The 5,442-nt window shown below is 70.5% G+C and carries 5 protein-coding genes; 1 reads left to right on the top strand and 4 read right to left on the bottom strand.

Translation table 11 applies throughout. The features are described 5' to 3' along the window. Window positions 1-1,938, bottom strand: a 1,938-nt coding sequence (locus tag SJH88_RS18355; protein ID WP_274755298.1) for an AAA family ATPase, incomplete at its 3' end; no start/stop codon positions are given. Next, window positions 1,935-3,170, bottom strand: a complete 1,236-nt coding sequence (gene sbcD / locus SJH88_RS18360; protein ID WP_274755299.1) for an exonuclease subunit SbcD — start codon at window positions 3,168-3,170, stop codon at window positions 1,935-1,937. The genes SJH88_RS18355 and sbcD, both read right to left, overlap by 4 nt. Before the next feature lie 355 nt (window positions 3,171-3,525). Here sbcD and SJH88_RS18365 point away from each other — a divergent pair, with 355 nt between their 5' ends. Next, window positions 3,526-4,488, top strand: coding sequence for a tripartite tricarboxylate transporter substrate binding protein (locus SJH88_RS18365; protein ID WP_274755300.1), 963 nt, complete (start codon window positions 3,526-3,528; stop codon window positions 4,486-4,488). Between the two features lie 137 nt (window positions 4,489-4,625). Here the strand turns inward: SJH88_RS18365 and SJH88_RS18370 are convergent, their stop codons facing one another. After that, window positions 4,626-4,760: a hypothetical protein gene (locus SJH88_RS18370; protein ID WP_274755301.1), complete on the bottom strand. Its 135-nt coding sequence runs from the start codon at window positions 4,758-4,760 to the stop codon at window positions 4,626-4,628. A gap of 291 nt (window positions 4,761-5,051) precedes the next feature. Continuing rightward, on the bottom strand, window positions 5,052-5,442 hold a 391-nt coding region (locus tag SJH88_RS18375; protein ID WP_274755302.1), incomplete at its 5' end, for a methyl-accepting chemotaxis protein.

Here is a 5,442-nt window from a genome sequence, read left to right on the forward strand (position 1 = left end):
CTGCTGCCAGTCGCCGGTCGGGCCCTCGGGCGGTGGCAGGGCCTGCCAGGCTGCGGCGTTGCGCGCGCTGGCGGTGTGCAACTGCTGGAGCTGGTCGTGCAGCCCCGACTGGCGTTGCTGTGCGGCGGCGAGGGCGGCTTTGGCGGCTTCGCCCTGTTCCTTGCACTGTTCCAGCGCCGCCTCGGCAGCGTCCAGCGTGGTCTGTGTGGCCGAGACATCCAGCGCCTGGTAGGCCGCCACGGCCGGGTGCTCCAGCGCGCCGCACAGGGGGCAGGCGTGGCCGGGCTCCAGGGCCTGGCGGTGCGCCTCCAGGCTTTGGATGCGGCGCTCCTGCTCCAGCAACTGGCGCTTGTCGGCCACCACGTCGCGCTGGGCGGCGTAGCGCTGGCGCAGGTTGGCCAGGGCCGCCGTCTGTTTGTCTAGCTCGGCCGTGCCGGCCGCGAGGGCGGTCTCCAACTGTGCCTGGTGCTGGGCGTGTTCGCGCCGGGTGGCGGCCAACGCCTGGCGCTGTTCGGCCTGGGCGACCGCTTGGAGCGCGGCTTGCCAGCGTGTACGCAGCTCGGCCAGGCTGGCGCTGCCGTGCTGGGCCAGTAATTGGTGCAGCGCCGCCGTGGCGGCCTGCAGGGCGTCGCTGGCGACGGTTTCCGCCTGCGCGGCGGTGTGCAGCTGGGCCGTTTGCCCCGCCAACGTGCGCTGCAGTTGGTCCACGTCGGCGCCGTGCTGCGCGGCGCTGCGCTGCTGCGCGGCCTGCTGTTGCAGGGCATGCTGGCGCTGCTGCAGCAGGGCACGCCAGCCGCCCAGGTGTTCGCCCAGCTGGGCATCGGCGGCATGCTGTTGCTGGTAGCGCTGCAGCTCCTCCATGGCCGCCTGCAGGGCCTGCAGCTGTTGCCGGGCGGTGCTGGCTTCGGCTTGCGCCTGTTGCGCCGCATGCTGGTGCAAATAGGCCTGCAGCGCTTGCTGGTCGAGCAGTGATTGCTGCAGTTTTTGTAGTTTCTCCTGCGTCTGGCGGTGCGCGTCCAGGCTGTGCTGCCAGTGCTGGTGCAGGGGCAGCAAGCGCTGCGCGGGGGCATCCTGTTCCAGGCGTTGCAGCGCGTCGTGGGCCTGGTGCTGGGCCTGCTGGGCCTGCTGCTCGGCCGCGGTGGCCTGCTCCACCGCCTGCTGGGCGCTGGCGCATTGCTGCAGCCAGGCGTGGTGGCCCTGGGCGGTGGCCCAGGCCGTCTGCGTCTCGGCCAGCGCGGTGTGCAGTTGCTGGTGGCGGGCTTGCAGTTCCGCGCGCGCTTCCGGGGCCAGCAGCTGTAAGCCATCGGCCTGGGCCTGGGTGCGCGCCAGGGCCTCGCGCGCCTCGCGGGCACGCTCGAACACGGCCTGGGACAGCTGGCCGTAGATTTCGGTGCCGGTCAGCTCTTCCAACAGTTCGGCACGGTCGTTGGCGTTGGCGTTCAGGAAGGCGGCAAAGCCGCCCTGGGCCAGCAGCATGGATTTGGTGAAGCGCCCGAAGTCCAGGCCGGTGATCTCTGCGATGCGCCGGGTCTTGTCCTTGCTGTGGGTGGTCAGGATGTGGCCCGCGCCCGTGGCGGCCTCGATCTGGGCCAGCTCGACCTTGGGCGGCTGCAGCGCACCGTCGGCCTTGTCGCGTGCGCGGCGCTGGCTCCAGAAGGCGCGGTAGACCGTGGATTGCACCTCGAACTCCACCTCGGCCAGGCAGTCGGCCGTGTGGCGGGTCATCAGTTCGTTGCTCTGGCCGCCCACCGCGTTCAGGCGCGGGGTCTCGTGGTACAGCGCCAGGCAGATGGCATCCAGCAGGGTGGACTTGCCGGCGCCCGTGGGGCCAGTGATGGCAAACAGGCCGTTGTCGGCAAACGCGGGCTGGCGAAAGTCGATCTGCCATTCGCCCTTGAGGGCGTTGAGGTTCTTCAGCCGCAGGCTCAGGATCTTCATGCCGTACCTCCGGCGTGCAGTGTGGCCAGCAGGCTGTCATAGCGGGCGCGCAAGGCCGCTTCCAGCTCGGCCGGCAGGGTCTCCTGGGCCAGGCGGCGCGCAAAGACTTCGCGTGGTGACAACTCGTGCAGCGAGGCGGCATCCTCGGCCCACAGGCCTGGCGTGGCCGTGCCGCGCTGCCGCTTGACGCGCAGCACCTCCAGCGGCAGGTCCTGGACCATGGCCTCGATGCGCGGGGCCAGATCGGGCAGGTAATCGTCGTCCTGCACGGTGACCTCCAGCCAGGCCGGGTGCTCCGCCGTGCCCTGGGCGGCCAGCGCGCGCAGGGTGGCGGGCAGGCTGGCCAGGTTGCCGCTGGCCGAGACCAGGGCCTGGCACACCGGGGTGGGCAGCGGCGTGACCGAGGACAGGCCGTCCGCGCCCAGCTCGACCAGCAGCACCTCCTTGGTCTGCCGGGCCTCGTCGAAGCCCAGCGCGATCGGGGAGCCACTGTAGCGGATGTGTTCCAGGCCGCCCACCTTCTGCGGCTTGTGGATGTGGCCCAGCGCGATGTAGTCGGCCGGCGGGAAGGCGGTCGTGGGAAAGGCCTCGAGCGCACCCACGTAGATCTCGCGCACCGATTCGTTGCTGCTGGCCCCCACGGTGGTCAGGTGGCCGGTGGCGACGATGGGCAGGCGCACGCCGTGCGTCTGCAGGTGGGCGGCCTGCCGGGCCTGCGCCGCGGCATAGACCTGGGCATAGGTGTCCTGGATGGCGGCCTGCAGGCTGCGCTGCTTGTCCTGCGCGCTCTGGCCGGCCTGGCTGTGCAGCACGTCGCGCGGCCGGATGAAGGGCAGGGCGCAGACGATGCAGCCGGGCTGGCCGCTGGCGCGCTGTGGCAGGGTGACCAGGTGCTGTGCGGCGCTGCCGGTGTTGGCGATCACGGTGGTCTGCAGGTGCTGCAGCAAGGGCAGGCTTTCGCCCAGCACGCTGACCGAATCGTGGTTGCCGCCCAGCAGCAGCAGGGCCACGTTCAGGCGGTGCAGCTCGGCAATCAGGCGGTAGTACAGCGCCCGGGCGTAGCTGGGCGGGGTGCCGGTGTCAAAAATGTCCCCGGCGATCAGCACGGCATCGACCTGCTGCACCTGTACCTGCTCCAGCAGCCAGTCGATCAGGGCCGAGTGCTCGCGCTCGCGGCTGTGGTTCATGAAGCTCTGGCCGAGGTGCCAGTCCGAGGTGTGCAGCAGGCGCATGGGAAGGGGGAATCCAAAAGGGGCAATCACGGTCGATGCTATCAACCTCCTGCCCCCGCAGCACCGTGCGGGGGCGCATTTCGCCGCGTGGGCCTGCGGATCGGACGGACGCACCGTCACCCTCAGCCTGTCACCTGCAGGACGCGGCGGCCGCGTTCCAGCCGCGCCTGCGGCACGTGGGCCCAAGGCCCGCGCCAGCACCGGCCGGGCCTGCCGGGCGGTGCGGCCCAGGTGTTGCGCTGCACGATGTGGTTTGCCCTAGGGGCGGCATTTCCTGGGGCAGACCCGCAAGGCGGGCGGCACGCCGCGCCGTAGACTGCAGTCATGTTCCACGGACGATGACCAGGAGGCAGGCATGCAGCGACGGACTTGGATGGCAGCGGTGGTGGCCATCACCCTTGGCATGGGCACGGGGGTGGCGCAGGCGCAGGGCGACGCCTTTCCGAACAAACCCATCACCCTGATCGTGCCCTACGGGCCGGGGGGTGTGACCGATGTGATCGCCCGGGCGCTGGGGGCCAGCATGGGCAAGACCCTGGGGCAGACCGTGGTGGTGGAGAACAAGGCCGGGGCGGCGGGCGCCATGGGCGTTGTGGACATGCTGACCGCCCGCCCCGATGGCTACCGGTTGACGCTGGCGCCGGTGGGCATCTTCCGGCAGCCCTACATCCAGAAGGTGGCCTATGACCCGGTGCGCGACCTGACCTACATCGCCAGCTTCATGACCTACGACTTCATCCTCACCGTGCCGGCCAGCTCGCCCATCCGCACGCTGCAGGACTATGTGGCCTGGGCCAGCCAGCACCCGGGGCAGATGAGCTATGGCACACCGGGCAAGTTCACGGCCAACCACGTGGCCATGGCCCTGCTGGAGAAGAAGACCGGCATCCAGCTGAACCACGCCCCCTTCAAGGGCGATGCGGACGCCATCAGCGCCCTGGCCGGCGGGCACATCCAGTCGGCCATTTTTGCCAACAGCATCCTGCCGCAGCTGCAGGCCGGCAAGGTGCGCGCCCTGGCCACCGCGGCCGACCGCCGGCCCGAGGCCTTTGCCGATGTGCCCACCTTCCGCGAGGCGGGCTATGGCTTTGACGTGCCGTCGCCGCTGGGCATTGCCGGCCCCAAGGGGCTGCCGCAGGAGGTGGTGCGCAAGCTGGATGCCGCCGTCAAGGCGGCGATGAACGACCCCGGCTTCCAGCAGGTGGTGGCCAACTACGGCATCCGCACCGACTACCGCGACCACCAGGCCTACGCGGCGTTCGCGCAGCAGGCGTTTGCCGAGGAAAAGGCCATCGTCCAGGGCATCGGCCTGGATTGAACGCGGCGCGGACGGCCTCAGGCCACCCGCAGGCGGATGCACTGCTGCACGGGGTCCAGCTCGCAGGCCAGCACGGCGCGCTCCTGGCCGTTGAACTGCAGCGCCGTGCGCAGGCGCTGGCCGTCGCCGCTGACCAGCTAGGCAATGTCTTCGGCGCAGATGCGGCGCGCGGGTAGCGGCAAGGGGCCCGCCGGGCCGTGGACTTCCACGGCCACGGGGCCGTCTTCGCCAAAGATGTGCAGGTATTCGGGCAGGGTGGCGGTGGCGTTCATGGGTACGGCTTGGGTGGTGAGGGGGATCGCCACCATAGAAAGCGCGGGCCCTGCCTGTCCAGCGACGCGGTCAAACGCCGTGCAGCCCAGACCCGGGTCTGCGCCGGGCTTGATGCAGCGCAGAGGCCACGCCGCTGGCGCACGGGTGGTGTGAAAACCAGAGCGCCCAGCGCGCATCAGTAGTGCGTTTGCTGCAGTTTTCGATGGAGAACCGAGCACTGGCGTGCGCAGGCAGCTACCAAAAAAAAGCCCCCGAAGGGGCTGGTGGGTGCGCGGTCTGGGTGGGCCGGCCTACATGCGGAACACGTCCAGCGTGCGGCGCAGGATGCCGGCGTTGGTGTCCATGTGCTGCGCGGAGTGGGCCGATTCCTCGGCCAGCCGGGCGTTGTCTTGGGTGACGGCATCCAGGTCGTTCAGGGCGTCGTTGACCTGGGCAATGCCCTGGGTCTGCTCGCGCGTGGCGGTGACCACGCTGTGGATCAGGGCGCTGACCTGGGTGACGGAGTTGACCGCCTGGTGGATGGTGTGGCCGGCCTGCTGCATGTGGCGGGCGCTCTGGTCCATCTGCTCGCTGGACTGCGCGATCAGCTGGCGGATCTCGCCGGCCGCCTGCGCGCTGTGCTGGGCCAGGGCCCGCACCTCGCCGGCCACCACGGCAAAGCCGCGGCCCTGTTCGCCGGCG

Source organism: Comamonas sp. GCA5, from assembly GCF_036541385.1.
GTDB lineage: Bacteria > Pseudomonadota > Gammaproteobacteria > Burkholderiales > Burkholderiaceae_C > Comamonas > Comamonas aquatica.

What these genes read in the sequence shown, in the direction of transcription:
- sbcD (WP_274755299.1), bottom strand. Translation starts at nt 3,170, where the DNA reads ATGCGCCTGCTGCACACCTCGGACTGGCACCTCGGCCAGAGCTTCATG.
- SJH88_RS18365 (WP_274755300.1), top strand. Translation starts at nt 3,526, where the DNA reads ATGCAGCGACGGACTTGGATGGCAGCGGTGGTGGCCATCACCCTTGGC.
- SJH88_RS18370 (WP_274755301.1), bottom strand. Translation starts at nt 4,760, where the DNA reads ATGAACGCCACCGCCACCCTGCCCGAATACCTGCACATCTTTGGCGAA.